Raw genomic sequence first — 14,851 nt, forward strand, 5'->3', positions numbered from 1 at the left:
GATGCTGTATCGTGGTTTCACTCAGACAGAGCTGGAGCAGGAGTATTCTCCCAGTTCGATGGTTGGCGGCGATCTGACACCCTATCTTGAAAGCTACGCCGCGCTGAGTGCGCAGAACCGCGCCCGGATGGAATGCCGGGAAAACCTGCCCTTCGGCGAAACATCTGAACAGGTGCTCGACTTCTTTCCTGCGTCGACGGCCAACGTTCCGCTGCATGTCTTTATTCACGGAGGTTACTGGCAGGCGCTCAGTCAGCGTGAGTCGGCGATGATGGCCCCTACACTGGTGGAAAACGGGCAAGCCTTTGCAACGCTGAACTATACGCTCGCACCTGAGGCCCGACTGGATCAGATGATCAAAGAGTGCCGCGATGCCCTGCTTTGGCTGGGATCACAGGCGACGGCCCTTGGGTTCGATCCGGCGCAGATCACCTTGTCGGGGCACAGCGCCGGGGCACATCTGGCGGCCATGATGATGGCGACTTCAGCCGATGCGCTAGCCCGCGCCGGCTTGCGGGTACGAGAGGTGATTCTGATTAGCGGCGTCTATGATCTTGAACCGATCAGCCTGACGCCGGTGAATGACCCGCTGCGACTGACCCCGGTCGAAATACACGATCTCTCACCCATTCTGCACCTGCCCGCCCCCGGTCCGCGTTACCATGTAACCGTCGCCGAGCGCGACACACCCGAATTCATTCGTCAAAGCCGGGACTATGCGGAATTGCTGCGTAAAGGCGGGCATTCTGTCAGTTTTGATCTGCAGAAAGGGATGCAGCATTTCGACATCATCATGCACGCAAGCACGTTCCTGCCGGCTCCTCGGTAGTCATAGGTGTTGGGCGAAAGAATATTCTGACCTTTGCGTCATGCACTGAGCCAGTCGCCATATCCCTGCATTTGTGGCGGTACCGCAAGTGTCCGGTTTGAGCCCAGAGTGACAGATGCTGCGCTAGCTAGGAGTGGCAGCGGTGCGCTAATGTCGACTCTGCAAAGTTGAACGAACGGAGTACACGGAACTTTTATCGCGCTCTCATCCGTTCTGGTGCAGAATTCTCCAAACCGGTCGATGATCGAATTCGCAGATGGTGAAAAAAATCACGCTTTGACTGTCATCTGAAGCATTAGTCACTGGCTCAAAAGAGCCGAAAGCTGCTTCGCTCCCTTCTGAAGTATGCCCAGAAACGACATCAGACTGTTGACGTCATGACGTTGTGTCGGCGCGTGAACCGAAAGCGTGCCTACCAATCGGCCTTGTCCATCCTGAACGGGTACTGCTAGGGCAGTCATTCCGGTCATGAATTCCTCGTCATCGGTGGAATAACTATTCTCAGAGATACGTCGGATCTCCGATCGCAATGCCTTGGGGTCGGTCAGCGAGCGTTCGGTTTGTGGTTGTAGATGTCCTGCCGAAAGAAACCCATCCAGCTTTCTTTGCCGTAGTGTGGACAGGTACATCTTGCCGCTGGCCGTGCAATGGAAGGGCACCTGTGTCCCGACCGGCAGTTGAATTCGCAGGGGCCACTTCGTTTCCACCCGGTCGAGATAGATCATGCCCTCGCGGTCTGGAATGGCGAGATTACATGTCTCGCCAACAGTTTCAGCCACACTGCGCAAGATCGCCAGTCGCGCAGTGCGCAAATGCTCGGACGACATGGTGTTGACCGATAGCAGTCGCAGCCGATGTCCCGGGCCATATGATCTGCCATCGAGATCCCGCTGCAGAAACCCTTCGGCTTCTGCGGTTTGCAGCAGACGGTGAATTGTTGGCTTGGCCAGACCTAATGCCTCAATCAGATCCGATGGTTTTACGGAAACGCCACGCCGCGCCACCTCCTCGAGGATCAGCAGGAGGCGGAGGTTGGTTGGTATTTGAGTTTCTTTTTCTTGTGTTTCCGTCTCGGCCATCCTGCAACAGTCTAGCTATTTGGCAGCAGTATCAAGGCCAGATCGGGCACAAGCGACACTAAAATCCAAACCGAAAGAAGCGCCACCAGATAGGGTACCGTATACCGAAGCAACCGGAAATAAGGTACTCCTGTTACTCCTGAAGCCACATAGAGGTTCAGCCCATAAGGTGGTGTGATGAATCCAATGGACGCCCCCACAAGGAAGATCACCGAGAAATGGATTGGATCAATCCCAACCGAGGCCGCGATTGGCGCAAGAATTGGGGCGAGAATTATGGTTACAGGTAGGCTTTCCAGAACCATACCCGAGAAGAAAACAATCACCATCGACGTGAACAGAACCGCATAGTATCCACCCATTGAAGTCACGAAATCCCCGATTGTCTGCTGCGCGCCAAGCAATGACAAGATCTGTTGCATCACCACTGATATCGCGATCAGCGGTGCGAGGATGCCAGTGATCTGGGCCGAGCGGATGACGATCGAGGGGATCTCGGGGATCGTAAAGCCTTCGACCACGAACATTTCGGCGTAACTCTTCTCGGTTGGCGATATGTCGTTTCTGGCCCCCATAATCCGGTTGATCGGATAGCTGACCAAACCAGCGATCACACAGAAGCCAACTGTCACGCCCGCGGCTTCTGTCGGGGAAAACTTGCCTGTGTAGATGCCCCACAGCACCAGCCCAATGGCGAAAAATCCAAGCCAGGCGCCAAATGCCGTTTTCAGTATCCGGTTGAGCTGCAAAGGGATCAGATGGCCCCACCCGTTCATGCGGCAAATGATCCAGCACGCGAATTGCATACCAAAGACCATGAGCGCGCCCGGAAGAATGCCCGCCACGAACAACTCGGAAATAGGAAGGTTCATCAAGAAGCCATAGACGATGAAGATAATGGAAGGCGGGATAATGATCCCTACAGTACCCCCTGCCGCAGCGGTCGCCGCGCTGAACCGTTCGTCATAGCCACCTTTGACCATCTCGGGGTGCAGCATCGAACCAATTGTGGCTGTCGTCGCCGAGTTTGATCCCGAAATCGCCGCGAATAACCCGCAGGCACCAAGCGATGCCATCGCCAACCCACCACGTATCCAGCCCAGACAGGCATAGGCGAAATCGCTGAGCCTTCGGGCAATACCAGACTTGTTGATCAGGTCTCCGGTCAGGATAAAGAGCGGCATCGCGAGCAGGGCAAAGCCTTTGTTGAACACGTTCAACAGTTCGGCCCCCATATTGTCCAGCGTCAAGCCAAGGACGAATGAGCAGCCGATCACCCAATAGCCGATGACCAAAAACACCGGCACGCCCAGCATGAACAGAAAAGTAACCCCAAGTGAGATCAGTGTAACCAAAGTTCCGTCTGTCATCAGTCTGCTCCGATCACGGCCTGCTTGATCAGCGGCTCACCTGTTTTCCAGTTTTGCAGATCGTCGGCGAGGTTCTGAAACACACGCCCGATCATCAAAAAGAACGAAAGAGGCGCGGCCAGCAAAAACCACCACTGCATGATATTGTCCGTGCCGAGAACGATCTGAAAATTTGACGCCGATAACGCAACCAGTCGCGTGGTCGTCACGATGACGATCACGGCAAAGATGAACCACAACACCGCATCAAGGATCAAACAGGCCAACTGCCCGCCTCGGGGCATTGCGGTGCGGAACTCATTGAAACTCAGATGCGTCCGCAGGCGAACATTGTACGTGGCCCCGAACCACGCCATCACCATAAACAACAAGGGAGGGATAGTGGTGGACCACGGTTCTTGATCGTTGAACACGAATCGGTCGATCACGCCCCAGAAAATGATCAACGCAATGGCGAGGTAAGAATATACCATCACCGACCGCTCCAGATGGCGCTCGATAAACGGCACTGTCCGATAGATCAGCATGATCACGAATCCGCCCATGGCTGAAACAACCGCGCCCAACACCCATGCGGCGTCCGATTCCAGCGCTGATTGAATCTCGAACGAATCCTGGCTGAGAAAGGCACTGAAGATCGCGCCTGTGTCTGCCCAAAACGACATGTACCCCGTCCTCCCAGTCGGTGTGTATTAGAACCGGCCCGCTTGGGGCCGGTTCGTCTTTTGTATCAGGCTTCGCCTTTCCACCAACGGCGCGGTTCTACGTTTTCCGGCAGGGTGTCTGCCGGAATCTCACGCGCGATGTCGTAGATTTCCTGATAGGTATCGATGCCACCGGCCCATTTGTTCAAACGCTCACGCCACTGCGCCCAAGGTTCGGGGTTGTAGTTCGGGGCGCACATCTCTTCGGCCAGTTTGATCTGATCATCTGGCAGGAATGCCGGACGTACTCCATTTTCGGCGAAGATAGTATCAGGCAGCTGCGGTTCCGAGAAACCCACAGTGTTCAGCAAAGCCGCTTCATTGGCACCTTGAATCAAAGCCTGCGTAAAGTAGGAAGACTCCATCACAGCATCCTGCAGCTCCCCGCCCAGACTGTCGAACACTTTGGCCGACATTGAGGTATGTTCAGTGCCGCAGAAGAATTTCAGGTTGACTGACTGCGACACCACTGGAGCCATGTTGGCATATGCGACGGCCGATGCCCACGTTTCAGCCCCGTCGATTAGACCAGTCTTCAACGCATCCAGAGTTTCTTCCCATGCAACCGGTACCGGATTCAGGTTCAACAGCTGCATCGCAATGCGTCCCAGCTGTGTACCCGTCACACGGTTCTTTGTGCCGAACAGCTCTTCCAGTTTGGTGACGGTCGGCTTGTCGGCAAAGGTCGAACCCATTTGCAGGCCGCGCAATTCACAGTGGGTAAACAGGAACTTCAGGCCGTGCCGTTTCTCCAGCGGATCACGCAGAATGCGCTGGCTCGCCGGGCTGTAGAAGAAGTGATACTGCGCTGCCCGGCTGGGGAACATGTAAGCATAGTCCAGCACGTTGAGATACGGCGCGCCTCCAGCCGAGTTCTGGGTCGAGGCCGCGTAAATATCAACAATGCCCTGCTGAGTTTTTTCAACACAGCTCAGCTGCCCGCAGATCTGGTTGTCGCCAATGAACTCGATCCGAATTTCACCGTCCGTGCGCTCTTCCAGATCGCGTGCAAACTCGATCGCGCCGGCGCGTTCGATCAGCAGATTGCGGGTGTTAAAGCCCGATGCGCCAAATTTAAGCGTGTGCTTTGGCTCTTTCGAGAAGCGCTTTTCATAGGTTGATTCGGCTGCCTGCGCCAGATTCGCCAGGCTCATCGCGCCACCGAACCCACCTGCCGCCAGCAGTGTCGAACTCATGCCATACCGCCCGGCCACACGAAAAAAATCTCGCCGGGAAATGCCACTTAGTTTCTTACCGATCTCCATTGCCTACCTCCCTGATCGCAATTATTGAGACGTTTTGTATCAAAAAAGGCTAGTATATTTCTCGCATCTTGCATAGAGTTTTTTTCAGTCGCGTCGGGAGGAGACAGTTATGGAAGTCGATTATGCGGTAGTCGGAGCAGGATCTTCGGGCTGTGTCATTGCCAACCGTTTGAGTGCTGATCCCAATACGACCGTCGCATTGCTGGAGGCTGGCGGTCGCGACACCAACCCGTGGATTCACATTCCGGTCGGTTATTTCAAAACAATGCACAACCCGTCGGTTGACTGGTGCTATCGCACTGAACCCGATCCGGGGCTTAATGGACGATCCATAGACTGGCCACGAGGCAAGGTGCTGGGCGGCTCATCCTCGCTGAACGGGCTGCTTTATGTCCGCGGCCAGAAAGAAGACTACGATCGCTGGCGGCAAATGGGCAATGAGGGATGGGGGTGGGACGATGTCTTGCCCCTGTTTAAACGTTGCGAAGATCAAGAACGCGGTGAAGATGAGTTTCACGGCATTGGCGGGCCTTTGTCTGTTTCGAACATGCGCATTCAACGCCCCATCTGCGACGCCTGGGTTGCCGCAGCACAGGTTGCAGGCTACGCGTTCAATCCCGACTACAATGGCGCCGAACAAGAAGGCGTAGGTTATTTCCAATTGACCACACGCAACGGTCGTCGCTGCAGCGCGGCTGTGGCTTATCTCAAACCCATTCGAAGTCGTCAGAATCTTAACATCATCACCAACGCATTTGTGACGCGCGTGGTTTTGGACGGGAAAAAGGCGACCGGGCTGGTTTACCGTGACAGGTCAGGGGTCGAGCAAACTCTGAAGGTTCGACGCGAGATTATCCTGTCTGGTGGCGCGATCAATTCGCCCCAGATCCTGATGTTGTCGGGGATTGGAGACCCGGACCACCTCAAAGAAAACGGAATCGAACCGCTTCACGCCCTGTCTGGTGTTGGTAAGGGCTTGCAGGATCATTTACAGGCGCGCCTGGTGTTCAAGTGCAATGAACCAACACTGAATGATGAAGTCCGCAGCCTCTTCAATCAGGCGCGCATCGCTCTGAAATATGCACTGTTCCGTGCCGGGCCTATGACAATGGCGGCCAGCCTTGCCACCGGCTTTATGAAAACGCGCCCGGATGTAGAGACACCCGATATACAGTTTCATGTCCAACCCTGGTCCGCTGACAGCCCGGGCGAGGGCGTACACCCGTTCTCGGCCTTTACAATGTCGGTCTGCCAGCTGCGCCCGGAAAGCAGGGGGGAGTTGCGCCTGAACGGCCCCGATCCGTCCAAACATGTCAAGATCATACCGAACTACTTGTCCACAGAAACAGATTGCAGGACCATAGTCGATGGCGTGAATATCGCGCGGCGAATTGCCAAGAAAAACCCTTTGGCCTCGAAGATTTCGGAAGAGTTTCGACCAACAGAAGATCTGAATTGCAATGACTATGACGCTACGCTGGATTGGGCCAGGTCGAATTCGACCTCAATCTACCACCCAACCGGCACCTGTGCGATGGGAAGCTCTGAGGCATCTGTTGTCGATCCTAAACTAAGGGTTCACGGACTAGAAAATCTGCGCGTGGCCGATTGTTCGATCATGCCCGAGATCGTCAGTGGCAACACCAACGCACCGGCAATCATGATCGGGGAAAAGGCGAGCGATTTGATAATCGCGGATGCCTGACAGGCCCTCCATCTTGCCTGTGTGCGATGCAGAATGCCCAAAACACCCGCAACCGATGGATCGGTGTGCCAGTCGCGCAAGCTCAAGCTGTTCTGTTGATTATGTCTGATCGCAACTCGCACTTTGCCAACTCTTGTCTCATGACTGACCGTGATCTGGGAGGGCGACTCTTGGTCAACGATCTGTGCAGCATCCAGCTCAGATTTTGACGTCAAACCAATCTCGCGAAACATGCATAAGCGGTCGCGGACACTACTTGCTTTTCCAATAGTTCAAATCGGAACCTCCACTTTCCTATTTTTGGCGTACAAGTACTTCACTTGCAGAGAGATATACACAGCACGTGGTCGCGAGCCTGAGCCTGGCTACGGGCACTGCGTCGGTGAACCCTATTGGCCGCTAAGTCCGCATAGCCGACAGCAACCTAGATTTACTTTGCCTCTTGAACCAAGGCTACCCGGTGCGACTTGATGATTAACCTCAGAAAAACTCGCGCTAAAAGTCAAAGGCTCACGTCAGCTCTCCAAAAGAAAAACAGCGGCCCGTTGGAGCCGCTGTTTTCCGAATTTCAGTTCTGTCCGGATCAATCCAGTGTCCGGGTGACCTCTTCGCGCTCGAAGATTTCGATGACGTCGCCGGCGCGGATATCGTCGTAGTTCTCGAATGCCATACCGCATTCCTGACCCGACTGAACCTCGGCCACTTCGTCCTTGAAGCGCTTCAGCGTTTTCAGCGTGCCTTCGTGGATCACGACGTTGTCGCGCAGCAGGCGGACACCTGCGGAACGACGCGCCACGCCTTCTGTAACCAGACAGCCAGCAACCTTGCCAACGCCCGTAACCTTGAAGACTTCGCGGATCTCGGCATAACCGATGAACTTTTCGCGGATCTCGGCGCTCAACAGGCCTGATGCGGCGGCTTTCACGTCGTCGACCAGATCGTAGATCACCGAGTAGTAGCGGATTTCCACGCCCTTTTGGTTCGCGGTGTTCCGGGCTGAAGCATTGGCACGCACGTTGAAGCCCAAGATTGGGGCTCCGGACGCTTCCGCCAAGCCGACATCCGTTTCGGTGATCGCGCCGACGCCTGAATGCAGCACCCGCACGCGTACTTCGTCGTTGCCGATCTTCTCCATCGCCTGAACGATGGCTTCGGCAGAACCCTGCACGTCCGCTTTCATCAGAATTGGCAGCTCGGTGACGTTTTCGTCTTCCTTGGCCTTCTGCATCAGCTGTTCAAGGGTGGTTGCGGCACCGGCGGCGGCGCGTTTGTCCTTGGCAGCCTGTTCACGGTAGGCGGCGATTTCACGCGCCTGCGCTTCAGTCTCGGTCACGTTCAGAACGTCCCCGGCCTCGGGCGTGCCATTCAGACCCAGAACCTCAACCGGAACCGAGGGTCCTGCCTCTTTGACGCGTTCGCCCTTGTCGTTGATCAGCGCACGGACTTTACCGTATTGCTCACCCACAACAAAGATATCGCCCTGACGCAATGTACCGGTTTGAACCAGAACGGTAGCAACAGGTCCACGGCCCACATCCAGCTGCGCCTCGATCACGGCACCCTGGGCGGCGCGATTCGGGTTGGCTTTCAGCTCAAGAATTTCGGATTGCAACGCGATGGCTTCCAGCAGCTCGTCCAGACCCTGACCGGTGATGGCGGACACTTCGACGTCCTGAACCTCACCCGACATTTTCTCAACGATGACTTCGTGCTGCAGCAGATCGGTGCGCACCTTGTCCGGGTTTGCGTCCGGCTTGTCGACCTTGTTGATCGCAACGATCATCGGGACACCCGCCGCTTTGGCGTGGTTGATCGCCTCGATCGTCTGCGGCATCACCGCGTCATCCGCAGCAACAACCAGAACCACGATATCCGTGACCTGTGCCCCGCGCGAACGCATCGAGGTAAAGGCCGCGTGGCCCGGTGTATCCAGGAAAGACAGCGTTGTGCCGCCATCGGTTTTCACCTGATAAGCGCCAATATGCTGGGTAATACCCCCGGCCTCACCCGCCACAACGCGAGCGTCGCGGATCGCGTCCAGCAACGAGGTCTTACCGTGGTCAACGTGACCCATGATGGTAATGACCGGCGGACGCGACTGCAGATCGCCTTCGCTGTCTTCGATCTCTTTGATGACGTCCTCGACGTCAGAGGCCGAGACGCGCGTGACCTTGTGGCCAAATTCTTCGATGATCAGTTCCGCAGTATCAGCGTCAATGGTCTGGTTCTGCGTGACCATCATGCCCATGTTCATTAGCGATTTGACAACGTCCGCGACACGCTCGGCCATACGGTTGGCCAGCTCGGACACGACAATCGCCTCGGGCAGCTGTACGTCGCGGATAACCTTTTCCCGCTCGACCGCGCCGCCCATGGCTTTCTGACGCGCGCGCTCTTGCTTACGCTTCATGGCTGCCATCGAACGCTGACGATTACCTTCACCACCGGTCGCCTGACCCAGAGTCAGCTTGCCTGAACGGCGGTTATCGTCACGGCCCTTGGTGCGCGTGCCGCGTTGTTCACGCTCGCGATCCTGCTTGCGTGGCGTTGCTGCGGGCGCAGGCTTGCTGGCCGGGCTGCGGGCGGCTTTTGGCTCTTCAGGAGTCGGGGTCGCCGCGACACGCTTAGCGGCATCTTCAGCCTCTTTGCGCTTGCGTTCTTCCTCTTCGGCCTTGGCGCGCGCGCGTTCTTCGGCCTCGCGCTGTTCGCGCTCTTTGGCCTCTAGTTCCGCACGGCGACGGGCACGCTCTTCCTCGCGCGCTTTTTCAGCGGCCTGACGCTCGGCGGCCTCTTCGACCTCACGCGCCTTGGCAGCCTGCAGCGCCTTCATCCGGCGCGCCATTTCCACGTCGGAAATCCCGGCAGGACGACGCGACGGATCACCTGATGGCGTAGCTCCACCACCGGTTTTGGCCGCACCCGGCTTGGGGACCACCACGCGCTTGCGTTTGGTTTCCACCACGACATTCTTGGTACGTCCGTGGCTGAAACTTTGTTTCACATTTCCGGGGCGCGCCCCGCCACGAAGACCCAATGTCTTTTTGCCGTCACTATCGCTCATAAAGCTTCTTACCCTTCCGCGCGGCCCTTGCCGCCGTCATCCGTTTCGCGCAAGCCATGCAGGCGCTGCGCTTCCTCTACAACACGTTTGGCGAGTCCGCCAGAGGCCAAGGCCGCATGAATCACGGTTTGGCGCCCAAATGCCGCCCCAAGTTCGTCTGCGGTCAACCAGCCGATGTATTTCCCAAAGTGCGGCGTGCTGAGTTTCGACTTGCCGCGCCCCGATCCATCGGACGCCTGAAGCAATATCTGGGCCTCTTCCCGGTCCAGCATTGCCTTGACCTTTTCATAGCCAGCAACCGCATCACCGGACTTGCGCGCGAGGCTCAAAAGCTCGATCACGCGCCGCGCAATCTGCTTTTCAACCTCATCGGCCAGATCCTTTGACACAGTGACCTGCGCCTTGAACCCCCGCGCGAACAATTTCTTGCCGATGGCTTTATCCAACGCGCTACGGTCGGCCGAGACATAAACACCGCGCCCCGGCAGTTTTGCCGCGACATCAGGAAAGACCTGACCGTCTGGCCCGACCACAAAGCGGATCAGCCCATATCTAGGCTGAACCTCGCCAGTGGCAATGCACTTGCGTTCGGGTCCGTCAGACCGATCCTTATGGACGCCACCGCGACCCATGTGCGCCACCCGAAGCCTGCGATCAGGCCTCGGCTTCCTCGTCGGCCGCTACGCCGTCTTCTTCAGCTTGCTCCAATTCGGCAGGATCAACCCAGCCCAGCATGATGCGTGCGGTCATGACCAGATCCTGCGCCTCTTCCAGCGTTATGCCAAAAGGCTCCAGAACACCGTCATCCTTGATACGCTCACCATCAACTGTGGTCCAACCACCAGCCAGTTCCCAGTCAGCGCAGGTGGCAAAGTCTTCCAACGTTTTCACGTCGTCCTTGGCCAGCGCTTCTACCATCTGGGGTGTCAGACCTTCGAATTCAATAAGGCTGTCCTCGACACCCAGCTCACGCGCTGCATCCAGCGCCGCTTTGGCCTGTGCTTCCAGGTGTTCACGCGCACGGGTCTGCAGTTCCTGCGCGGTGCCATCGTCGACGCCGTCAATGACCAACAGCTCGTCGAGCTCGACATAAGCGACTTCTTCCAAGTTGGTAAACCCTTCCGAGACCAGCAGCTGCGCAAAGAACTCGTCCAGATCCAGGCTTTCCATGAACAGGCTGGTGCGGGCTTCGAATTCTTTCTGACGGCGCGCCGATTCTTCGGCCTCGGTCATGATATCAATGTCCAGATTGGTCAGCTGGCTGGCCAGGCGCACATTCTGACCGCGACGGCCAATGGCAAGGCTCAGCTGTTCTTCGGGAACCACAACTTCGATCTTGCCCGCTTCTTCATCCAGAACAACCTTGGACACCTCGGCAGGCTGCAGCGCGTTCACCAGGAAGGTGGGCTGATCTTCATTCCATGGAATGATGTCGATCTTTTCGCCCTGCAGCTCATTCACGACGGCCTGCACACGGCTGCCGCGCATACCAACGCAGGCACCGACAGGGTCGATCGAGCCGTCATAGGAAATGACAGCGATCTTGGCGCGCGATCCGGGATCGCGAGCAACAGCTTTGACCTCGATGATGCCGTCATAGATTTCCGGCACTTCCATCTTGAACAGTTCAGCCATGAATTCAGGCGCGGTGCGCGACAGGAAGATCTGGTGGCCACGAACCTCGCGGCGAACTTCCTTGATATAGGCGCGCACACGGTCATTGGGGCGATAGCTTTCGCGGCCAATCTTGTCGTTGCGGCGCAGAACAGCCTCGGCACCGCCCAGATCGACGATGACATTGCCAAACTCTTCGCGCTTGACCGCACCGTTGATGATGGTACCTGCGCGATCCTTGAAGTCTTCGTACTGGCGATCGCGCTCGGCTTCGCGGACCTTCTGCAGAATCACCTGCTTGGCGGATTGCGCCGCGATCCGGCCCATTTCGACCGGAGGCACTTCTTCGACATAGACGCTACCGACTTCTGGCGCTTCCATGTATTGCTTGGCCTGCTCGACGGTCATCTCGGCCTGATAGTTCTCAAGCTCCTCATCTTCAACCACGGTGCGGACACGGGTAAAGGTCGCCTTGCCGGTCTTGCGGTCGATGCTGACGCGGATATCCATCTCGGCGCCGTAGCGGCTTTTGGCGGCACGGGCGAGCGATTCTTCCATCGCTTCGACAACCAGACCGGGGTCGATCATCTTTTCGCGGGCCACGGCCTCGGCGGTCTGCAGCAGCTCCAGCTGGTTGGCTGAGGTGATTGCCATCAGTTCGTCTCCTCTTCGGACCCTTCGGTCTCAATCTCGTCGAAAGCGTTTTCGTTCAGGGCACCGGCGTCCTTGCGCTGGCGCAGCATCTCTTTGATCAGATCATCGGTCAGGACCAGCTTGGCATCGCTTAGCCAGTCAAACTGCAAGCCGATGGTGATTGTCTCATCTCCCTCGGAGATATTGATCAAAACCTCATCGCCTTCGATCCCGGCCAGCTCACCTTTGAAGCGGCGACGGCCGTCGATCAGTTCGGCGGTTTCAATCTTTGCCTCATAGCCCTCGAACATCTCAAAATCCTTGAGACGTGTCAGAGGCCGGTCGATGCCGGGGCTGGACACTTCCAGCGCATAGGCGTCAAGGATCGGATCTTCGACATCCAGTGTGGCACTGACTGCGTTCGATATCTCGGCGCAATCATCCACTTCGATGCCACCATCGGGCTTGTCGGCCATGATCTGCAAGGTGGTCTGCTTGCCGCTCATCAGGCGGATACGGACCAGCTCATACCCCAGATCTTCGATCACTGGGGTGATGATCTCGGCCAGTCTCCGATCGATGGCAGCTTTGGCTATCAGTTCGTTTGTCATCAGCTACTCTACCCTGTCAGTCGGGCACAAAAAAACGGGCGCGCGGCCCGTCGAAATTCCCGGTGGAGCCCCAGACCAGAAGTCTGACACGCCGCTGTTGCAACTGCATATACGCAGGGATTCCCGAGTCTGCAACCCCCGGCAGGAACCCTGACCGGAATTTACGCCAACCACCACCGTTCAGCGATGCGTCCGTCGTCCAGCGCGCGCGCGCCGCCGATCTGCTGGGGCATACCAACATGAGCAGCAGCAGCCAGCGCAATATCCGATTCGCTGGGGTGAAGGCGCAGACCGCGCAGTCCATTCAAGCCTTCGGGTGATGGCAGGGCAGCAATATCCACATAGCCATCCCGCAATGCTTCGGCCCGGACGCGGGCATCAGGAATGACGATAATCTCAAAAGCATCCGCCCAGCCGGCCTGAGTGCTCTTATAATGGTCAACAACTTTGCGGCCCAGAAAGTGGCGATCATCCTCAGCCCGTTCGACACGGTAGCATCCGGTGCCATTGGCGATCTGCAGCGGTTTGACGCTCTGACCAGCCCGCGGGATGACAAATTGACTTTCGGCCAGCAGGAAAGGCAGGCCGGGATTAGGTTTAGCCAGTTCAAGGTGCAGCCGGTTAGGGGCCAGCGCTTCGGCGCGCCCGACTTCGGCCAAAACCGCCATCACATCAGCGATATCCAATGCTACGCCGTCGTGGAACACCGCATCATCGCGCAGATCAAACGTCCAGATCCGGGCATCCGTATCGGTCTGCCATCCTGTTGCCAGCTCACCTCGCAAGGTACCGTCAGGTGCGATTTCGGTCAGCGTGTCAAACACCGCCCCCCGTGCAACCTGTTCAAGACTGTCGTCACGCGGCACCGCAAGCCGCAGGGTTCCGCCCGGCTTGGGCGTATTCGCCAGTGAGGCGCCTGTTGCGGCCAACAGCGCCGCAGCGGCACCTGATGCAAACAACGCGCGGCGGTCAATGCGGGTCATGCTACCCCCTCGGCCACGCGGTTCATAATGCGGACCAGTTCGGCACTGATGCCGGGTTCAGACAGGGCATGGCCTGCCTGACGGACCATCTTCAATTCGACATTCGGCCAACGCTCGGCCAGGTTCCAGGCAGAATGCGGTGGGCAGATCATGTCATAGCGGCCCTGAACGATATGGCCGGGAATATGAGCGATCCGATCCATCTGCTCCAGAATCTGTCCGTCCTGATCAAGGAAAGCCCGATTGATGAAATAGTGATTCTCAAGCCGGGCAAAGGCGCGCGCATACTCACCCGGGCTTTCTCCGGTGGATCCGTTCGAATGGATTGACGCCAGCGCATTTTCCCAAGCGGACCAGGCCCGTCCGTACAGAACCTCAGTCGCCCGATCCCCTGAGAACAGACGTTTGTTATAGGCCCCAATCGTGTCGGAAAGCTCAGTCTCGGAGAGCAGAGCGGTGAACTTGGACCATTGCTCGGGCCAGAACTTGCCCGCGCCACCACCATAGAACCAGTCCAGCTCGGCCTGCGTTGCCAGAAACACGCCGCGCAATATCAGCCTATTCACCCGGTCGGGATGCGCCTGCGCATAGATCAACGCCAGGGTTGCGCCCCAGCTTCCACCGAAAACGGCCCAGTCACTGATGTTCAACAGGGTGCGCAGCCGTTCGATATCGGCCACCAGATGCCAGGTTGTGTTGTCTGTGACCGACGCGTGCGGGCGCGAGCGTCCACAGCCTCTCTGATCAAACAGAATCACCCGAAAGACGTCCGGATCGAAATAGCGCCGCATTGCGGGGCTGCATCCGCCACCTGGGCCTCCGTGCAACACGACCACCGGCAGGCCATCCGGATTGCCGCATTGTTCCATATAGATAAGGTGACCATCGCCCACATCGACCATTCGCTGATCGAACGGGTCGATCGGCGGGTAAAGATATTGCACTGCGCGCTTTTGGTCCGGGTACTTGTCCATTATGGCCCTATATAGTCCTTAAA

12 protein-coding genes are annotated in these 14,851 nt (G+C 57.2%); 2 read left to right on the forward strand and 10 right to left on the reverse strand.

Features of this window, described 5'->3' with window-relative positions; all coding sequences use genetic code 11:
• Position 1: 1 nt before the first annotated feature.
• Positions 2-829 carry an alpha/beta hydrolase gene (locus AC2FFB_RS09515; RefSeq protein WP_496874837.1) on the forward strand — a complete coding sequence of 276 codons (828 nt, stop codon included), beginning with the start codon at positions 2-4 and terminating at the stop codon, positions 827-829.
• Between the two features lie 299 nt (positions 830-1,128).
• On the opposite strand, the gene AC2FFB_RS09520 is transcribed toward AC2FFB_RS09515, so the two are convergent.
• The 4 genes from AC2FFB_RS09520 to AC2FFB_RS09535 form a co-directional block, all read right to left on the reverse strand.
• Positions 1,129-1,908, reverse strand: coding sequence for an IclR family transcriptional regulator (locus AC2FFB_RS09520; RefSeq protein WP_142638245.1), 780 nt, complete (start codon positions 1,906-1,908; stop codon positions 1,129-1,131).
• Positions 1,909-1,919: 11 nt separating this feature from the next.
• Positions 1,920-3,278, reverse strand: a complete 1,359-nt coding sequence (locus AC2FFB_RS09525; protein WP_142638247.1) for a TRAP transporter large permease — start codon at positions 3,276-3,278, stop codon at positions 1,920-1,922.
• On the reverse strand, positions 3,278-3,943 hold the full coding sequence (locus tag AC2FFB_RS09530; RefSeq protein WP_142638249.1) for a TRAP transporter small permease: 666 nt from the start codon (positions 3,941-3,943) through the stop codon (positions 3,278-3,280). Before AC2FFB_RS09530 ends, AC2FFB_RS09525 begins: the two co-directional genes overlap by 1 nt.
• Positions 3,944-4,008: 65 nt before the next feature.
• A complete protein-coding gene (locus AC2FFB_RS09535) occupies positions 4,009-5,247 on the reverse strand; it encodes a TRAP transporter substrate-binding protein (protein ID WP_142638251.1) in 1,239 nt (412 codons plus the stop codon).
• A 109-nt stretch (positions 5,248-5,356) separates the two neighbouring features.
• Between AC2FFB_RS09535 and AC2FFB_RS09540 the strand changes: the two genes are divergently transcribed.
• Complete coding sequence (locus AC2FFB_RS09540) at positions 5,357-6,952, forward strand: GMC family oxidoreductase (protein ID WP_271950774.1); 1,596 nt, start codon at positions 5,357-5,359, stop codon at positions 6,950-6,952.
• A gap of 583 nt (positions 6,953-7,535) precedes the next feature.
• On the opposite strand, the gene infB is transcribed toward AC2FFB_RS09540, so the two are convergent.
• The 6 genes from infB to pip form a co-directional block, all read right to left on the reverse strand.
• A complete protein-coding gene (gene infB / locus AC2FFB_RS09545) occupies positions 7,536-10,013 on the reverse strand; it encodes a translation initiation factor IF-2 (RefSeq protein WP_496692727.1) in 2,478 nt (825 codons plus the stop codon).
• 8 nt (positions 10,014-10,021) lie between these two features.
• Positions 10,022-10,645, reverse strand: coding sequence for an RNA-binding protein (locus AC2FFB_RS09550; RefSeq protein ID WP_142638257.1), 624 nt, complete (start codon positions 10,643-10,645; stop codon positions 10,022-10,024).
• 22 nt (positions 10,646-10,667) lie between these two features.
• Positions 10,668-12,281 (reverse strand): transcription termination factor NusA, encoded by a 1,614-nt coding sequence (gene nusA, locus AC2FFB_RS09555; RefSeq protein ID WP_271950779.1) that lies wholly within the window; start codon positions 12,279-12,281, stop codon positions 10,668-10,670.
• Complete coding sequence (gene rimP / locus AC2FFB_RS09560) at positions 12,281-12,871, reverse strand: ribosome maturation factor RimP (RefSeq protein ID WP_142638261.1); 591 nt, start codon at positions 12,869-12,871, stop codon at positions 12,281-12,283. Before rimP ends, nusA begins: the two co-directional genes overlap by 1 nt.
• Before the next feature lie 161 nt (positions 12,872-13,032).
• A complete protein-coding gene (locus AC2FFB_RS09565) occupies positions 13,033-13,854 on the reverse strand; it encodes an ABC transporter substrate-binding protein (protein WP_496874838.1) in 822 nt (273 codons plus the stop codon).
• Positions 13,851-14,828: a prolyl aminopeptidase gene (pip, locus tag AC2FFB_RS09570; protein WP_142638265.1), complete on the reverse strand. Its 978-nt coding sequence runs from the start codon at positions 14,826-14,828 to the stop codon at positions 13,851-13,853. Before pip ends, AC2FFB_RS09565 begins: the two co-directional genes overlap by 4 nt.
• Positions 14,829-14,851: the final 23 nt, after the last annotated feature.

It is taken from the genome of Ruegeria sp. YTSA219, from assembly GCF_059609985.1.

What these genes read in the sequence shown, in the direction of transcription:
- pip (WP_142638265.1), bottom strand. Translation starts at nt 14,828, where the DNA reads ATGGACAAGTACCCGGACCAAAAGCGCGCAGTGCAATATCTTTACCCG.
- AC2FFB_RS09530 (WP_142638249.1), bottom strand. Translation starts at nt 3,943, where the DNA reads ATGTCGTTTTGGGCAGACACAGGCGCGATCTTCAGTGCCTTTCTCAGC.
- AC2FFB_RS09565 (WP_496874838.1), bottom strand. Translation starts at nt 13,854, where the DNA reads ATGACCCGCATTGACCGCCGCGCGTTGTTTGCATCAGGTGCCGCTGCG.
- nusA (WP_271950779.1), bottom strand. Translation starts at nt 12,281, where the DNA reads ATGGCAATCACCTCAGCCAACCAGCTGGAGCTGCTGCAGACCGCCGAG.
- AC2FFB_RS09535 (WP_142638251.1), bottom strand. Translation starts at nt 5,247, where the DNA reads ATGGAGATCGGTAAGAAACTAAGTGGCATTTCCCGGCGAGATTTTTTT.
- AC2FFB_RS09540 (WP_271950774.1), top strand. Translation starts at nt 5,357, where the DNA reads ATGGAAGTCGATTATGCGGTAGTCGGAGCAGGATCTTCGGGCTGTGTC.
- AC2FFB_RS09550 (WP_142638257.1), bottom strand. Translation starts at nt 10,645, where the DNA reads ATGGGTCGCGGTGGCGTCCATAAGGATCGGTCTGACGGACCCGAACGC.
- AC2FFB_RS09520 (WP_142638245.1), bottom strand. Translation starts at nt 1,908, where the DNA reads ATGGCCGAGACGGAAACACAAGAAAAAGAAACTCAAATACCAACCAAC.
- AC2FFB_RS09525 (WP_142638247.1), bottom strand. Translation starts at nt 3,278, where the DNA reads ATGACAGACGGAACTTTGGTTACACTGATCTCACTTGGGGTTACTTTT.
- infB (WP_496692727.1), bottom strand. Translation starts at nt 10,013, where the DNA reads ATGAGCGATAGTGACGGCAAAAAGACATTGGGTCTTCGTGGCGGGGCG.
- AC2FFB_RS09515 (WP_496874837.1), top strand. Translation starts at nt 2, where the DNA reads ATGCTGTATCGTGGTTTCACTCAGACAGAGCTGGAGCAGGAGTATTCT.
- rimP (WP_142638261.1), bottom strand. Translation starts at nt 12,871, where the DNA reads ATGACAAACGAACTGATAGCCAAAGCTGCCATCGATCGGAGACTGGCC.